This window comes from Micromonospora luteifusca, from assembly GCF_016907275.1.
Classification (GTDB): Bacteria; Actinomycetota; Actinomycetes; order Mycobacteriales; family Micromonosporaceae; genus Micromonospora; species Micromonospora luteifusca.
This window is the reverse complement of record NZ_JAFBBP010000001.1, coordinates 4186588-4201825: the sequence shown is the minus strand read 5'-3', so window position 1 is coordinate 4201825 and position 15238 is coordinate 4186588. Positions and strand designations below refer to the sequence as shown.

Annotated in this window: 12 protein-coding genes; all 12 read right to left on the bottom strand. The window is 70.8% G+C overall.

Translation table 11 applies throughout. The annotated features are described in order from the left end of the window. Nucleotides 1–116: 116 nt before the first annotated feature. On the bottom strand, nt 117–1616 hold the full coding sequence (ahcY, locus tag JOD64_RS19150) for an adenosylhomocysteinase (RefSeq protein ID WP_204943471.1): 1500 nt from the start codon (nt 1614–1616) through the stop codon (nt 117–119). A gap of 279 nt (nt 1617–1895) precedes the next feature. Continuing rightward, nucleotides 1896–3086, bottom strand: coding sequence for a mannose-6-phosphate isomerase, class I (gene manA / locus JOD64_RS19145; protein ID WP_204943470.1), 1191 nt, complete (start codon nt 3084–3086; stop codon nt 1896–1898). A gap of 3 nt (nt 3087–3089) precedes the next feature. Next, on the bottom strand, nt 3090–4097 hold the full coding sequence (locus tag JOD64_RS19140; RefSeq protein ID WP_204943469.1) for a cation diffusion facilitator family transporter: 1008 nt from the start codon (nt 4095–4097) through the stop codon (nt 3090–3092). Nucleotides 4098–4164: 67 nt separating this feature from the next. Further along, complete coding sequence (locus JOD64_RS19135; protein WP_204943468.1) at nt 4165–5361, bottom strand: SIS domain-containing protein; 1197 nt, start codon at nt 5359–5361, stop codon at nt 4165–4167. Beyond that, complete coding sequence (locus JOD64_RS19130) at nt 5358–5543, bottom strand: Trm112 family protein (RefSeq protein ID WP_091394023.1); 186 nt, start codon at nt 5541–5543, stop codon at nt 5358–5360. The genes JOD64_RS19135 and JOD64_RS19130 overlap by 4 nt, the downstream gene beginning before the upstream one ends. Before the next feature lie 61 nt (nt 5544–5604). Next, complete coding sequence (locus JOD64_RS19125) at nt 5605–6990, bottom strand: phosphomannomutase/phosphoglucomutase (protein ID WP_204943467.1); 1386 nt, start codon at nt 6988–6990, stop codon at nt 5605–5607. A 69-nt stretch (nt 6991–7059) separates the two neighbouring features. Further along, nucleotides 7060–8118 carry a hypothetical protein gene (locus JOD64_RS19120; protein ID WP_204943466.1) on the bottom strand — a complete coding sequence of 353 codons (1059 nt, stop codon included), beginning with the start codon at nt 8116–8118 and terminating at the stop codon, nt 7060–7062. A 303-nt stretch (nt 8119–8421) separates the two neighbouring features. Further along, the gene (locus JOD64_RS19115; protein WP_204946142.1) at nt 8422–9105 is read right to left on the bottom strand and encodes an endonuclease V; all 684 of its coding nucleotides are present in this window, start codon (nt 9103–9105) and stop codon (nt 8422–8424) included. 163 nt (nt 9106–9268) lie between these two features. Further along, nucleotides 9269–9925, bottom strand: a complete 657-nt coding sequence (locus JOD64_RS19110) for a tetratricopeptide repeat protein (RefSeq protein WP_204943465.1) — start codon at nt 9923–9925, stop codon at nt 9269–9271. A gap of 106 nt (nt 9926–10031) precedes the next feature. Then, a complete protein-coding gene (locus JOD64_RS19105; RefSeq protein ID WP_204943464.1) occupies nt 10032–10403 on the bottom strand; it encodes a hypothetical protein in 372 nt (123 codons plus the stop codon). Between the two features lie 39 nt (nt 10404–10442). Beyond that, a complete protein-coding gene (locus JOD64_RS19100; RefSeq protein WP_204943463.1) occupies nt 10443–10880 on the bottom strand; it encodes a hypothetical protein in 438 nt (145 codons plus the stop codon). Continuing rightward, nucleotides 10877–15238, bottom strand: a complete 4362-nt coding sequence (locus JOD64_RS19095) for a toxin glutamine deamidase domain-containing protein (protein ID WP_204943462.1) — start codon at nt 15236–15238, stop codon at nt 10877–10879. The genes JOD64_RS19100 and JOD64_RS19095 overlap by 4 nt, the downstream gene beginning before the upstream one ends.

Genomic DNA, 15238 nt, shown 5'->3' with positions numbered 1-15238 from the left:
CCACCAACGGCAAAGCCGGCTAGCCCACCAACGGCAGAGCCGGCCGAGCCCGCCGACGGCGGAGACGACGAACCGGGCCGGCTGCGAAGCGCCGACCCGGTTCGGAAGAACGTCGATCAGTAGCGGTAGTGATCCGGCTTGAACGGACCCTCGGTGGAGACACCCAGGTATGCGGCCTGCTCCTTGGTCAGCGTGCTCAGCTTGGCGCCGAGCGCGCCCAGGTGCAGCCGGGCCACCTTCTCGTCCAGGTGCTTGGGCAGCACGTAGACGCCGATCGGGTACTCCTCGGTCTTGGTGAAGAGCTCGATCTGGGCGATCGTCTGGTTGGCGAACGAGTTCGACATCACGAAGCTCGGGTGGCCGGTCGCGTTGCCCAGGTTCAGCAGGCGGCCCTCGGACAGCACGATGATGGCGTGGCCGTCGGCGAAGCGCCACAGGTCGACCTGCGGCTTGATGTTGATCCGCTCGACGTCGGAACGCTTGGCCAGACCGGCCATGTCGATCTCGTTGTCGAAGTGGCCGATGTTGCCGACGATGGCCTGGTGCTTCATCCGGGCCATGTGCTCGTTCGTGATGACGTCGAAGCAACCGGTGGCGGTGATGAAGATGTCCGCCTGCTCGACGACGTCGTCCAACGTGGCGACCTGGTAACCGTCCATCGCTGCCTGCAACGCGCAGATCGGGTCCACCTCGGTCACGACGACCCGGGCGCCCTGGCCACGCAGCGACTCGGCGCAACCCTTGCCCACGTCGCCGTAGCCCATCACGACGGCCATCTTGCCGCCGATCAGCACGTCGGTGGCCCGGTTGATGCCATCGATCAGCGAGTGCCGGCAGCCGTACTTGTTGTCGAACTTGCTCTTGGTCACCGAGTCGTTGACGTTGATGGCCGGGAAGAGCAGGGTGCCCGCGCGGTGCATCTCGTAGAGCCGGTGCACGCCCGTGGTGGTCTCCTCGGTCACGCCCTTGATGCCGGCGGAGATCCGGGTCCAGCGCTGGCCGTCCTCGGCAAGCGAGCGGTGCAGCAGCTCCAGGATGACCCCGTACTCCTCGGAGTCGGCGGACTCGACCGGCGGGACCGCCCCGGCCCGCTCGAACTCGGCACCCTTGTGCACGAGCAGGGTGGCGTCACCACCGTCGTCGAGGATCATGTTCGGGCCCTGCCCGTCCGGCCAGGCCAGCACCTGCTCGGTGCACCACCAGTACTCCGGAAGGGTCTCGCCCTTCCACGCGTACACCGGCACGCCGGCCGGAGCCTCGGCGGTGCCGTTCGGGCCGACGACGATCGCCGCGGCGGCGTGGTCCTGGGTGGAGAAAATGTTGCAGGACGCCCAGCGCACCTGCGCTCCGAGCGCGACCAGCGTCTCGATCAGAACGGCGGTCTGGATGGTCATGTGCAGCGAGCCGGTGATCCGCGCGCCGGCGAGCGGCTGCGCCTCGGCGAACTCCCGACGGATCGCCATCAGGCCGGGCATCTCGTGCTCGGCGAGCTGGATCTCCTTACGCCCGAACTCGGCGAGCGACAGATCCGCCACCTTGAAGTCGCCTTCGGCGAGCGTGCTCGGCCGGGTCTCGGACGGGGTGCCGCTGGCGGACGCCGGGAGGGTGCTGGTCATAAAAGCTCCTGTCGAACGATGTCTGCGCCGATCCTCCACCTTACGCGCGCCGACGACGGGCAGCAGGGGTACGGTCCGCAGACAGCGCACGGGACGGTCGGTGGTGGACGGACTTTCCCGCCCACGTCCCGCCCGCCCCGTGCATCCCCCCGGTTTGGTTCCCTCGCACGTTCTCGGACCGTCGTCGCGATAACGCTGCGTACTCATAGAGTCACACCTGGGCAGGGCAGCGTCAAGCTATTCCGGAAAAGTCGGACTTGCGCCGTCGGAGCCGGGGCTTCACCGCAACCCGGAGGTCGCCACGTACCCCTCACCCGCGCCGCTGATCCGCAGCGGCTCGCCGGCCCCCGTACCGATCGCCGCCTCGCCGGACGCCAGCGTCAACGCACCGGCACCGTCGTCCACGGTGATCGAGCCGCCGCTGCAGAGCACCACCCGGGGACCGGGCAGCGGCAGCGTGACCGAGGGCACGGCCGCACCGACGCGCACCCGGTGCAACGCGAAGTCGTCCACCGGCACCGGCCACCAGTCCACACCCGGGCCGACCGGCTGCGCGGCCCGCACCGGATCGTCGAGCACCTCGAAGCGCAGCACCCGCAGCAACTCGTCGACGTCCACCCGCTTCGGGGTCAGGCCGCCACGCAGCACGTTGTCGCTGGCCGCCATGATCTCCACTCCGCAGCCGCTCAGGTAGGCGTGCAGGTTTCCGGCCGGCATCCAGATCGCTTCTCCCGGCACCAGCCGCACATGGTGCAGCAGCAGCGCCACCAGCGCGCCCGGATCCGCCGGGTAGGCCTTGGCCAGCCGGCGGACCAGCTCCGCGTCCGGGCCGTCGGCCGACGCCGCCAGCACCGAACCCAGCAGCTCGGCACGCTCCTCGACCGGCCAGCCGAGCAACGTCCGCACCGCCGTCCGCAACCCCGCCGGCCCGGCCCGCAACGCGGTGACCACCGGCGTCAACTCCGGTACGTCGAACGCGGCGAGCGCCTCGGCCGACTCGGCCGGGTCCCGGAAGCCGCACAGCGCCTCGAACGGGGTGAGCGCGACCAGCAACTCCGGCTTGTGGTGCGGGTCGGAGTAGTTGCGCTCCCCCTCGGGCCGCCCCGCCTGCGCCGCGAAGACGGCCCGGGCCTGCTCCGCCGCGAAGCCCGCACGGGCCTGCTCGGCGTCCGGGTGTGCCTGCAAGCTCAGCGGAGCGTCGGCCGCGAGGACCTTGAGCAGGAACGGCAGCCGGCTGCCGAACCGCTCGGACACCCGCTGGCCGAGCCACTGCCCCGGCTCGTCCCGCACCAGGTCGCAGAGGCTCACCCGCAGGCCGGCGCGGTCCACCCTGGCCGGCGCGCCCGGGTGGGCGCCCAACCACAGCTCTGCCTCCGGGCCGGCGCTGGGCACCGCCCGCCCCTGCAGGAGGGCGATGGCCGAGCGGGACCCCCAGGCGTAGTCCCGGATCGGTCCGTACAGTGGCTCCACCGGTCAGCCCCCGGGCCGCCGGGCCGTCTCGCCCGACGCATCCTGCGGCTGCGGCACGGCGGTGTCGGCGGCGGCGCCGGTGCCGGCCTCGGCGGCAGCGACGCTGTAGACGTCCGGCTCAAGGTAGATCACCCGGGCGATCGGCACCGCGGCGCGGATCCGCGCCTCCACCGCGTTGATGCCGCGAGCCAGGTCGTGAGCGCTCTCCCATTCCGGCACGGCGATCTTCGCGGCCACCATCAGCTCTTCCGGGCCCAGGTAGAGCGTCTTCATGTGGATGATCCGCTCCACCTCGGGGCCGTCGGTGACGGCCCGCTCGATGGCGGCCAGGTCGGACGCCTCGGCGCCCTCACCGAGCAGCAGACTCTTCGTCTCGATGGCCAGCACGATCGCGATGGTCACCAGCAGCAGGCCGATCATCGCGGTGCCGGCGGCGTCCCATCGACCGTTGCCGGTGATCAGCGTCATGCCGACACCAAACAGGGCGAACACCAGACCGACCAGGGCGCCGAAGTCCTCCAGAAGCACCACCGGCAGCTCAGGCGCCTTGGCGCGCCGGATGAAGCGCACCCAGGACTGGTTGCCCCGGATGTGGTTGGACTCCTTGATGGCGGTCCGGAAGGAGAACGACTCCATGATGATCGCCGCCACCAGCACGGCCACCGGCAACCAGTGCCAGGACTCGATGCCGCCCTTGTGCGACCACTTGTGGTACGCCTCGTAGAGCGCGAACAGGCCACCGATGCTGAACAGCACGATGGACACGATGAACGCGTAGATGTAGCGCTCCCGGCCGTACCCGAAGGGGTGCTCCGGTGTCGCCGCGCGCTTCGCCCGCTTGCCGCCGAGCAGCAACAGGCCCTGGTTGCCGGAGTCGGCGACCGAGTGGACCGCCTCGGCCAGCATCGACGAGGAACCGGAGAGCAGGAACGCAATGAACTTGGTGACGGCGATGCCGATGTTGGCCAGCAGGGCGGCGACGATCGCCTTCGTCCCACCGTTGGCGCTCATGCCACCGCTCCGCTTCGCTCAACGAAGCCGGCCGATGCGCGCATGGTGCGCCGCCCCCTACGTTCGTTCACTGGTTCGACAGCTCCTTCATTTCGGTGATGGCCGGCACGGCCATCGGGTCCAGCCCGTGAGCCAGGGCAAGGTAGATCGAGGCGAAGTCCGGTACCGCGATCAACGAGGCCAGCCGTTCCAGCGCGGAGCCGCCCTCGGCGGTCACCACGTCACACCGGACGCCGCGGCGCTCGGCGAGGGTCTGCACCGCGTCCGCGCGGCGCTCCTCGACGGCGAGAGGCTCGTCGGTGTCCTCTTCGGCGTTGAGCCCGCCGTCGCGCAACAGCACCAGCCGCAGCCGAGTGCCCTCCCCGTCGTCCTCCGCCGGGTCGGCGAAGATGTCCCGCTCCCCCTCAGCCAGGCCGCCGAAGACGCCGTCGAGCAGCCCGACCCGGCCCCGACCGGCCTCACCGAGCGCTCCGGTGACCACCGGGTAGCGGGCGTTGGCCGACAGGGTGTCGCCGAACCGGCGGGCGGCCACGGTGGCCAGCGGGGACGAGCCCCAGACGATCGGGATCGAGCCGGCCAGACCCAGGGCCAGTGACTTCGCCGGGTTGACGAAGGACTCCGCCGCCGACCGGCAGCGGTCGGCGTCCGCGTCGAGTCGGGCCGCGGTCTCCGCCAGGTCCGCCTCGTTGACCTTCACGAGCCCGAGGGAACGGGCCGCGAGCAGGACAGGCACGGTGAGCGCCCAGAGGCTGGCCCGCGCCGGGGCACGCCGGGGCACCGGGATGAACGGCGCGCGGGCCTGCTCGGCGATCGACTGCAACTGCGAGTCGGGGGCACCCACGGCGACCAGCCGGGCACCACGCCGGTGCGCCGCCTCGGCGGCGCCAAGCGCCTCCGGGCTACGACCGGACGCGCTCACCGCGATCACCACGTCGGCCGCGCCCACCCAACCGGGCACGCCGGCGCTGCGGTGCCCGATGATCGGGACCGGGCAGCGCGGCCCGGCGACCGTGGCCAGCACGTCTCCGGTACGCCCCGCGGTGCCGATGCCAGCGATCACCACGGCTCGTGGGCGCCCGTCGTCGGCGAGCACCCCCAGGTTCGCCTCGGCGGCCAGTGCGGCGCTCTCGCGGACCTGCGCACCTGCCGACGCCGTGTGCCGGAGCATGCCGCCCGGGTCGTGCTCGGCCAGCGCCTCCGGGTTGTCGAGCAGGGCCTCGTCAGCGTCGCGGCGTCCGCTGACCCCGGCCGTACCGTCGATCATGAGGACTGCCCGGGGCCGCCGCGCGCCTCGTCGAGCAGCAGCACCGGCACGTCGTCGCGGACCTCGAAGATCCGGCCGCACTCCGTGCAGGTCAACGTCTGCGCCTCGGCGTCGTAGGTGAGCGGGGCGTGGTGCGTGTCCGGGCAGGCGAGAATCTCGAGCAACTGCGGATCCAGGGCCATGGCACGGCTCCTTCCACGTGTGCGGCTTGACCGGCGGCGGTGCCGACCGGCGCTGGCGATCTTATCGGCGAACGCGGTCGAGCACGTCGTCCCGGAGCGATACCATCCGATCCCGGGTGGGCGCCTCGACGTTGAGCCGCAGCAGCGGCTCCGTGTTGGAGGCGCGCAGGTTGAACCAGGCGCCGTCGGGGAAACGCAGCGTCAGCCCGTCCATCTCGTCGGCCACCGCGTCGGGGTACGCGGCCCGCACCTCGGCCACCGCCGCCGCCTGGTCGGCCACCGTCGAGTTGATCTCACCGGAGGCGATGTAGCGCTCGTACTCGCCGGCCAACACGGACAGCGGCAGCGACTGCTCGCCCAACGCGGCCAGGGTGTGCATCGCCGCGAGCATCCCGGTGTCGGCGAACCAGAAGTCCCGGAAGTAGTAGTGCGCGGAGTGCTCGCCGCCGAAGACGGCGTTGGTCCGGGCCATCTCCGCCTTGATGAAGGAGTGCCCGACCCGGGCGACGACCGGCTGCCCACCATGCTCACGGATGATCTCCGCGACGGCGCTGGAGGTGATCAGACCGTGGATCACCGTGGAACCCGGGTGCTTGGCCAGCTCACGCGCGGCGACGAGGGCGGTGATCGCCGACGGCGAGACCGGCTCGCCGCGCTCGTCCACCACGAAGCACCGGTCGGCGTCACCGTCGAAGGCCAACCCGATGTCGGCCCCGTGCTCGACCACCGCGCGCTGGAGGTCGACCAGGTTCGCCGGGTCCAGTGGGTTGGCCTCGTGGTTGGGGAAGGTGCCGTCCAACTCGAAGTAGAGCGGCACGATCTCCAGCGGCAGCGGCGACAGGGCCGCGTCGCCCAGCACGGTCGGAACGGTGAAGCCACCCATCCCGTTGCCGGCGTCGACGACCACCTTCAACGGCCGGATGCCCGAGAGATCGACCAGCTTGCGCAGGTAGCCGGCGTAGTCGGGGAGCAGATCGCGTCGCTCGGCGGGTCGGGTCGGCTCACCGGCCGGACGAGCTTCGCCCGAGTCCAGAAGGGCCTGGGCCCGCTCCCGGATCTCCGCCAGACCGCTCTCCTGGCCGATCGGACGGGCGCCGGAGCGGCACATCTTGATGCCGTTGTACTGCGCGGGATTGTGGCTGGCGGTGAACATCGCACCGGGCAGGTCGAGCGAGCCGGAGGCGAAGTAGAGCAGGTCGGTGGACGCGAGCCCGATCTCGATCACCGAGCGCCCCTCGGCTCGTACGCCGGCGGCGAACGCGGCGGCCAGCCCGGGCGAGGTGGCCCGCATGTCGTACCCGACGACGACCGCGTCGCCCGGCTCCTCGGTGGAGTTGAGCAGTTGGGTGAACGCGGCTCCCAGTGCCTCGGCGACCCGCTCGTCCCACTGGTCCGGCACCGTCCCTCGGACGTCGTACGCCTTCACAATCTGGGACAGATCAGACACGTGTTCCACTCCTTGGCCGCAGTTAGACACCGAGCCTGAGCGTAACGGAGGGTCCGGCTTGCGCCTTGCTCAGCCGGGGAGCCGGGGCATGATCATGGTGTGACCGCCATCGTCGGTAGGCGGATCTCCAGGCAGCGGCCCGGTCCCAGGCGCTCCCGGCATGGGCTGCGTCGCCTCCGGGGCGGGAGCGGGACCGTCTGGCCGGGCACCGTAGACCCCGCCAGCGGCAGGGCGCGGGGACGGCACGCCACCCCATCCGGCGGCCGGCGGCTGCTGGCCGTACACCTGGCCAGGCCGACCGGGCGCGGCCGGTGACCCACCGCCGGCGCGGTAGGTGGTGCCGCCGGGGTTGCCCGGAAGGATGCCGGTCGGCTCGTCGGACGGCCTCCGGTCCTGCCGCGAGCGACGGACCAGCAGCACGATGAGCAGCAACCCGATCGCCACCAGCACGATGCCGAAGATCATTACCGGCGATTTGCCGCCGGACGACTCCACCGCGACCGCCGAGGTGTTCGGCGCACCGGACACACCGCCGAGCGCCGCCGGGGTCACCGCCTCGTCGACTGTCGCGACCTCGGTCGGACTCGGGGTGGGCGTCGCCTTCTTCGACGGCGTCGGAGTCGGCGTGACCCGCGCGCCGGTCACCTTCGCCGTGTCGCTGCCCTGGCCCAACGCCTGACCCGCCATGCTGACGCCCGCGCCGCTCACGACGAGCCCGCCACCAGGGGCACCAGCGGCGAACGCCACCCGGTACCGCACCGTGATGCCCTTGCCCTTGCACAGGGTCGGCTTCGTCGGGGACGTCTGCGCGGTCACCACGCTGCCGCCACCGCCGGAAACGGCCACCGGCAGCCAACGCCCACCCGCGTTGACCTCGACCTTCACCTGATCCGCCTGCAGACCTTGAAGGCGCAGACCCAGCGCGGTACGCAGCAGGACACACCCGTCGGTGCGCTTACGCACCGCGACGTTCACCCCTTGCGCGGATCCGCCGGCGGCGAAGCTGCTGGCCGCACCCACCCGGACGGAGTCCTCGTCGGCCGACGCCGGGGACGCAGCGAGCATCACCAGGCCGCCCACCAGACCGCAGACCGCCGCGAGCTGTGCCGCGCGTCGACGCACCGTCATGATCACCTCGCCGTTCTCCCCGGGTGGGGTCCGCGGGTCAGGCTACTACCGGCCCACCCCCACCGCCGGTCATAGAGCGGCCCAGATGTGTGCCGCGTTACGGTTTGCGGCCCGACCAGCCGACCTGCTCCTGATGGGGTTTCAGCCATCCCCCGACACCGCCGCAACCATGATCCACTCGACATCGGCGACGTGGGTCTATCCCCGGCCGTGAATGCCCCAACATCGCCGATCTGGAGTCGATCACCCTCCGTGCGGTCGGTCCGGGGTGTTGGGTGCGGTCGGTCCGGGCGGTCCGTGCGGTCAGTCGGGGTGTTCCGTGCGGGAGAGGGCGTCGCGGCAGAGTCGGTCGGCGGTGCGGGTGGTCTCCGGCAGCCGGAACCGCGGGGTGAGCGCGAGCACCTGCGCGGTCGCGTTCGCCAGACTCATCCGATGGCCGACGCTGACGAAGACGGGCTTCACCCCGTCCCGCGTCCGCAGCACCCGGCCGACGACGTCACCGCCGTCGCGCAACGGCGACCACGCACCCCGCTCGCCGGGCGGTGGATCCCACGTACCGACCAGCGGGGTCTTCCCCACCCCGATCGCGGGCAACCCGGTAACCACACCGAGGTGGCAGGCAAGCCCGAACCGACGCGGATGCGCCAGCCCGTGCCCGTCGCACACCAGCAGGTCCGGGACAGTCCTCAGGCGGTCCAATGCGGTGAGCAGCGCGGGCAACTCACGGAAGGCGAACAACCCCGGCACATAGCCGAACGCGGGCCGTCCCACACCGACCGCGGAGTCCACCACCGTCAAGGTCCGGGCATCCAGCACCGTCACGGCCGCCGCCAGAAGGTCACCCCCCGGGGAGTACGCGACGTCCAGGCCGGCCACCGTCGCAGGCGCGCTCGGCCCCGGCCCAACCAGGTCGACCAGCGGCCGCAACTCCTCCTGTACGACCACCGCCTGATCTTCCGTCAAGCCTTCCCATGATCCACTCAACATCGCCGACATGGGGCTATCCCCCGGCCGCGGATACCCCAATGTCGCCGAACTGGAGTCGATATTGCGTGTCACGCGCCGATGCTATTCGCCGGCCCATCATCCCCACACCGTTCCGCTTCCTGCCCAGCCGTCGCGATCCCCGGCAGCCCCCGCAACTCCACGATCAGGCGAGGCCCAATTCCACGCGGGCACCCTCGATCCAGTGGCCCACGCCGTGCGCGCCACTGTCGACAGCGAGCCCAGCCGCCTCGTCGAGCAGATCGTGGGCGGCTTCCCGGTCACCGTCGCTCGCCGCCAGGTGCGCCAGGACGATCAGGTTTGCCGCGACGCCCGGAGCGAAGGACAGCTTCCGGCGTAGCCGGGTCGACTCCGCCAGCAACTCCCTCGCCGCGTCGACCCGCCCGGCCGCCTGCTCGCCGAAGCAGAGGTGCCGCAGCACGTACGACAAGGTCAGCTCGTCGCCCGCCGCGGTGGCCAACTCCCGCGCCCGAGCGAAGGCCGGCTCGGCCGTTTCCTGGTCCTGGCGAATCACCTGGTAGACGGTCCCCACCCAGAAGAGCGCCTCGCCCTCGCCGCGGGCGTCGCCCAGCTCGCGGTAGAGCCCGGCCGCGCGCTCGAAGAGCGGCAGTTCTGCTGCATCCTCCAGCCTGGTATCCAGGAAACGAGCGTGCAGGATTTTGCCTCGGGCCAGGGCCACATCGGCCTCCACCCCGGCAAGGTCCCGCTCCGCCTCGTCCAGTGGCTTCGTGTCGCCGCCGAAGACCGCCTGCTCGTAGTACTCCCGCGCCCGCACCAGCCGAGCATCCACGCCTTCGGTCATCCCCTGATCTGCCTCTCGAATTTGTTGCGCGAGTAGGTCCGCGTCTCCGGCTGCGCCGTGCCTGCTCCGCAATGATGTCTACCCGCAGCTCGTCTCGGCGATGATGTCAGCCGTGCTGCGAGCCTCGACGATCCCCGCCCGGATCAGCAACCCCGGATTGTGCCGATCGGTCCGCGTTGTGGCCGGCCGCGCCGTTAGCGAGCATCGTGTGAAAGGCCGTCTCGTCCGGCAGCGCCGGAACACCTGTGATGGCCTGGGCCACCTGCTCGGCCCTCATCCGGTCGACATTCTCATAGCGGTCAAAATTGCGATGGTCGTTTAGAAAGCGTGTGACCAGACCCGGGTCGTAGGCCCATGCTCCACGCCGGTGATCCCACAGGAGCGCCTCACCTTGGCTCGCGCCAACCACCAAGAGCCCGGCCGGGACCGCGCTCTGGTCGGTTCTATAGAGCAAATAGTACGAGAGCGTGCGACTCACCCAACTCACCGCCAATCTGGGTCTGCACCTGACCGACGCCTACGCCGTGGCTATGTCGGGGTCCGCGCCAGGATCACCGGCCGCGCGGAGCTGTTCCTCGAACATTACGAATGTCCGTCGCCGGATTCCGCGAATAATGGCCTGCTCACTTGGCGTCTCGTGACGCGTCTCGGCATCTGCCAGCTCCTCAATTGCCCGCACCGCATCGTAGAGCGCGAAGATGGGTCCGTCACCCTTGAGGTGGTAAGCCCGAAACGCCTCCACTTCCTGCACGAAATCCTCTGCGGTTCGGCGGAAGATATCCCCTCCGACGCCTAGCGTTACCTCGACGAAGATGTCGTTCTTCTCGTGCCATCCTCCAGAGTCGACGGAAACCCGCCAAACCCGGGCGCCACCGTCCGCTGTTTCGACGATCTTCACCGGTGATTGGTAATAGAGGTAGTAGGCGGGGAGCGCCAGGCCGGGCTTATCGGTCATCCGGACTTCTCCTCGAAAGTTGACTGCAACGCCTTCCAGAACAGCTGCTGCTCGCGGAAGCGAATGCCGTTCGTGATCAGAAGCTCACGCGACGTCAGGGCCCGAGCCTCGGCTTCGGCAAGGGCCTCCACATCACGGCGCACCTCATAAAGCACATGCTCCCAAACGGCGACAGCGTCGAGCGCGCCCAAGTGTAAGCGGAATTCGGCCAGGTGACCATTCTGCATCCGTAGCACGATTTGCACGTCCCGGTAACCGCTACTCATCGGCGAAACGAACCGGTCTTCACACCTCACGACGACTACGCCTCGGTGCTCCTTGATTCGGCCGAGCGCAGCGTACAGATCATCGAGGCTACTGAATTCGACCTTTGCGGCGGCGAGGTCGAGCAACTTCGACGCATCACCCTGATTCTTGTTCACCTTGTCCTCGGCTCGGCGTCGATCCTTCGGCTGAGGACGCCAGCCCGGCTCTCCAACACGACGACCATCCACCAGGGCCAGGGACACCGCAAGCTCATTCAGATCCGCCTGCGCCACGGCTGCCGCCGCGTAGAGATCGTCGAGGTAGCGCCTCCGGTAGGCCTCGTCACCGCGCCGGAGGTCGTCGAATCCCGCCTGTTCAACCGGCCCCCGACGCACGTGAATGCTGGCGCTGATTCTTAACTGCTCGTCAGTGAGGGGTGTAGGCGCTGGCCGAGGTACTTGCCCGTCGGCCGCCCTCTGCCCGACAGCCTCTCCTTGGACGACGTCGTCGAGCACCTCGGCGAGGACGTCGATAGCCTGCTGGTAACCGCTCAGGTGATAGAGAGTCAACGGGCGAGCGGTCAGCGAGTTCGCGAGCTCGGGCGTGGACAGGATCATGCGCGCCAGGTCTGGTTGCCGGACCAACTGGCGGACCAGACGCTCGGCCAGTTCGGGCTCGTTCGCTGGCGGTTCCCGGCGGGCGCCGTCGAGCATGTCGAGGACCCGATCGTCGGCGAACAACCGCACCACGTCCCGGGCGGACGCCTCATCAAGATCCGACACCAGCCGACGGAGGGTATGGGGGTCGACCACCGTCGCGAATTCGGTGGGACTCACTCCGGCCGCGAAGATCTCGTCCAGACTGCCGGCCATCGAGACGACCCGGGCCGGGCTGCCACTCGGCGAATGTCGACCCGGGGCAGTGCCGGACGACTTGTCGACTGGCTCGCCGCCCTGCGGTGGCGAAGCCGCCCCCGGGCCGTCCAGCAGCAGGTACATCCGGTTGATGTACGGGTCACCGTGGCCGCCACTGTCGTAGGTCGGCGGGTGGTCCGGCAGGTCGGGCCGCTCGCTGAACCGGCCCCGGGGCAGCCCGCCGAGTGGCATAGGCCGGCCGTCTCCGCTCAGCAGCAGCGCGTCGATGCCGACCACGTCGGGGTACAACGGCCGGTCCCGGATCAGGCCGTTCTGCGGGTCGACGTAGAGCACTGTGCCGTTCTGGTTGAGCGCCACCCAGGCGTGTGAGCCGCCGTGAGGCGATTCGGTGACCAGGAACGCGTAGCTGCCGTGGCCTCCCAGCCGGAGTTGGTCGTGCAGGTTGCGGTAGCCCCGGTCCGCGGCCTGCTGGGCCTGCTCGGGGTGTGGACGTTGGCCGGTCGGCGGGGCGAGGAGCTGCTGGAAGCGTCCGCCGGTCACGTCCTCCACCCGGCCCGGGCCGCCTGCCTCGCCACGGATCGGGCGCCGGATGTCGCCGTCCAGGTAGCCGTCGAAGGTGCGCGGCGCCGACACCCGGGGCCGCCCGTGGACCCACGTTTCGAACATCGACAGCGTGCAGTCGAGGCAGTTGATGCCCCGGGTGGCGTCGGCTGCGGGCCCACCGTCGTTCAGGAGCCGGAACCAGTTGCCCTGTCGGGGGTCGGCGGTGCGGATGACGGCGCCGTCCGGCTCGCGGGGCATCTGGCGTTCGACGTCGACCTGGTGCAGGGCGAGCGGTGGGCGCAGTCCTCCGGGCTGTCCGTACGGCCGGGAGTCGTCGATCGGCGGTGGCACGTCGTCGCCGGTGAGCCGGGACGGGCCGGTGGTCTCCACCGCGCCGAGCGCGAGCGCGCCCACGTCCCTGTTGGCGTGTTCGAAGGCGCCGGCGCCGATGTCCACGACCGCCGGCGCCGTGGTGCCGGCCAGCACCGCGTCTGCCAGGTCACGCCATTGGGCGTACGCGCGTGTCTCATCGTTCGCGGCCCGCTGCCAGCCGTCGGACCAGCGTCGGTGTCCAGCTTGGTGTAGCTGTCGGGCGTAGGTGGCGTACTCGATGGCCCTGCGATCGTGCTCGGCGGCCCGGGCACGTAGTCGGGTGGCCTCTGCCTGCCGGCGATTGTGCTCGAACCCGGTCCGCTGCGATTCGTAGTGGCCCTGGTAGCGCCGCCGCTCGGCGGCTTCCGCTTCGGCGGCCCACTGCGCCGCGTACGCGGCGTTGGTCTCGGTCGCGGGCACCGACGTGTCGCCGAAGGCCGCCACGTCGACGGGGATCGACGCCCGGCCCCGAGCCGGATGAGCAGGTGCGAGCACCTCCCGCGTCGGGATGCGCGAGGGTACGGCGAATCGGCCCACCACCGGTGGGGTGGAGGTGACCGGCGGCGGGTTGTTGGTCGTGGTCGGGGTAGCGAAGGTGACCGGCGCTGTCGAACCGGTGCCGGTCGACGGAGACCAGGCGACCGGGCCGGAGGTGGTGGCGGGCGGCGAGTTGCTGAGATGGCCCGGCGCGACACCGGTGGCCGGCTCGGTCGCGCCGACCACGGGCGCCGGCGCCGCCACCGACGAAAGCCGCGGATCAGCGGCCACCGACGAGAGGCTCGGATCGGCCTGCGCCGCCGACGTTCTCAGATCGGCCTGCGCCGACGACGTTCTCGGATCGGCCTGCGCCGACGACAGCGTCGGGTCGGCGGCGACCGGTTGTGCGGTGCTCGCCCTCTCCACCAGCGGCCCGTCCGCCGCCGGCATCGCCTCAGACGAGCGCACCGAACGGTCCGCCATGTCGTGGTTGGCCAGACCGCCGACCGGTGACGACGCGTTCACGTCGGCAGCCGTGGAGGGTGGCAGATCAATGCCCGGGTACGCCTGCGTGTCGGCGGGTACCGCTGCCACCTGAGCAAGCGGCGACGCGGCGACGGCGGCCGTCGCCTGAACCGGAATGCCGGAGGACGGACCCACCCCACTGGTGGCGACCGGCTGCGAGCCCGCCGCGAGCGCGGCCCCCGCCGAAGAGGTCGTCCCGACCGAGGACGCCAAGGCGGAAGCGGAGGTCGCCCCGGAAGAGGTGTCGCCCACGACAGGGGCGTCGAACGGGAGGGCCGGGCCGGCGAGTGCGGCCCCGGCGAGGGCATTGGCCTGCGCGTCGAGCCGTGTGCGTAGCGCGTGGTCGGTCTGGCCGGTCGCCGAACCGGTCGCCCCGGAGGCGGCAGCGCGTGCCACGTCCTCCATCGAGGTCAGGCCCTGACCGGTGGCCAGGCTGGCAGCGCTGTCGGCGAGCACCTCGCCGGTCATCTCCCGCCCCAGGTGCTCCCCGATGCGCGCGGCCCGCCCGGTCGCGTGCCGGCCAAGGCCGGCCAGCGGTGCCACCGCCCCGCCGGCGAGCCCGCCGACCGCCGACGCGCCGAGGTCGGTCACGTCCAGGCCGTGGGCCCGCCCGGTGGAGTTCTGGTACGCCTGGGTGGCCAGGGTGACCCCGGCCTCCTCGGTGGCTTCCTCCAGCCCCTCCCGGGCGGCCCGCTTGGTGAGCCCGCGCACGCCACCCTGGGCGACCTCCTTGGCCGCCCGCTCGCCGGCTTCCTTGAGCCCGTGTTTGAGAGATTTGCTGGCCAGTTGGCCCATCAGTCGTTTGAAGATCTGTTGGACCAGCAGCCGGGTCGCGGTGATCGCCGCGCTGGCGGCGGGGGTCGCGGCACCTGCGGTGAGTATCGCCGCCACCGCCACCGAGAGCAGTTCGATGACCAGGATGCCCAGCTCTATCCAGACTTCGAGCTTGGCGCCCTCGATGTCGCAGCCGCACTCCTCGACCAGCCGGCCGAGGTCGGCGGTGACGGCGAGCAACACGGGCAGCGGGGCGTCGGCACCCTCGGCGATCCCCCGCCAGGCGACCTCGAACGCGGCGTCGACTGCCCCGACGCCGCCGTAGGAGTTTTGCACCTCGACGGCGGCGGTGGCGGCATCGGTGTGCGGGCCGGCGAGGACGGCGGCAACCCCGTACCACTGGTCGGCGACGTCCCAGACGGCCCGCTCGTTGCCCTCCGGCCACTGCACGCCGACCACCCAGTCGAGGGCCTCGTAGATCCAGCCCGGCACGTCCCAGGGTGCGTGGTCCAGTGGGTGTGGAACCGGGCTCGGCAGCACGCTCAT

Bases quoted from the DNA above. Each gene is read 5' to 3' on its own strand.
- ahcY (WP_204943471.1), bottom strand. From the start codon at position 1,616: ATGACCAGCACCCTCCCGGCGTCCGCCAGCGGCACCCCGTCCGAGACC.
- JOD64_RS19140 (WP_204943469.1), bottom strand. From the start codon at position 4,097: ATGAGCGCCAACGGTGGGACGAAGGCGATCGTCGCCGCCCTGCTGGCC.
- JOD64_RS19135 (WP_204943468.1), bottom strand. From the start codon at position 5,361: ATGATCGACGGTACGGCCGGGGTCAGCGGACGCCGCGACGCTGACGAG.
- JOD64_RS19130 (WP_091394023.1), bottom strand. From the start codon at position 5,543: ATGGCCCTGGATCCGCAGTTGCTCGAGATTCTCGCCTGCCCGGACACG.
- JOD64_RS19120 (WP_204943466.1), bottom strand. From the start codon at position 8,118: ATGACGGTGCGTCGACGCGCGGCACAGCTCGCGGCGGTCTGCGGTCTG.
- JOD64_RS19115 (WP_204946142.1), bottom strand. From the start codon at position 9,105: ATGTTGAGTGGATCATGGGAAGGCTTGACGGAAGATCAGGCGGTGGTC.
- JOD64_RS19110 (WP_204943465.1), bottom strand. From the start codon at position 9,925: ATGACCGAAGGCGTGGATGCTCGGCTGGTGCGGGCGCGGGAGTACTAC.
- JOD64_RS19100 (WP_204943463.1), bottom strand. From the start codon at position 10,880: ATGACCGATAAGCCCGGCCTGGCGCTCCCCGCCTACTACCTCTATTAC.
- JOD64_RS19095 (WP_204943462.1), bottom strand. From the start codon at position 15,238: ATGAGCGTGCTGCCGAGCCCGGTTCCACACCCACTGGACCACGCACCC.